Annotated in this window: 1 protein-coding gene; it reads left to right on the forward strand. The window is 57.7% G+C overall.

The features are described 5' to 3' along the window. A partial coding sequence (locus B3187_RS13970; RefSeq protein WP_286807088.1) for a TonB-dependent receptor domain-containing protein occupies positions 1–863 on the forward strand: 863 nt, incomplete at its 5' end. Positions 864–957: the final 94 nt, after the last annotated feature.

Consider the following 957-nt stretch of genomic DNA (forward strand, 5'->3'; position numbering starts at 1 on the left):
ATCTTCAGGACGATATGGTATTGCGCTTTGCAAGCTATGAAACCATTACTCGCCCGACCCTGACCGAGCTGTCTCCGGCGCTGAATATCGGCCAGCCTCGTTTGCAGAACCTGACAGCGTCAGGCGGCAACCCGAACCTCAAACCCTTTACCGCGGAAAACTGGGACATTTCGTACGAGTGGTACTACGGTGACGCCAGTTATTTGTCCGTGGCGTACTTCAATAAAGAGGTGGAGAATTTTATTGTCACCCTCGCTGCGGATGAAGAGTTTACCCTGGCCGACCGCGCAGAGACACCGGACAACATCTGCGCCACTGACCAGTGCGCCGACATTGCTGCCGACGAAGGGCTTCCCGACGAACTGCGCGGTCTGTCTGAAACCCTGAGGGTTACCCGTCCGCGCAACGCCGAGACCGCCGAAGTCAACGGTCTGGAACTGGCCTGGACACACCTCTGGGATAATGGCTTTGGTGTGACACTGAACGCCACCAAAACCGACAGTAACGCGCAACTATCTGAGGATCGCGATCAGACCTTCGCCCTGATTGGTCTCGGCGACTCGCAGAATGCGGTAGTGTTCTATGAGCGTGGCCCATTCCAGGCTCGGGTCGCGTTCAACAACCGGGAGCAGTTCCTGCAGGCGATCAACAATGGTCCCGCCAGCGAGCCGCTTACGGTGGACACCTACGGCCAGTGGGATGTGAGCGCGAGCTACGACGTGAACGACATCTTCTCGGTATACTTTGAGGGTGTGAACGTCACCGAAGAAGAGCTGGTCAGCCGCGGCCGTGAGGAAGACCAGATCATTTCGGTCTTTGATACCGGCGCTCGCTACTCGGTCGGTCTGCGCGCCCGTTTCTAAACCGGTGAGTCCGGCAGGGACGCCGGAGGTTCATGGAGACTTCTGAAGCGAAAGCTCAGTGTCTGATTGGCTCGGCAGCAATCATGCTGTCGGG

It is taken from the genome of Marinimicrobium sp. UBA4209 (assembly GCF_002381585.1).
Taxonomy (GTDB): Bacteria; Pseudomonadota; Gammaproteobacteria; order Pseudomonadales; family Cellvibrionaceae; genus Marinimicrobium; species Marinimicrobium koreense.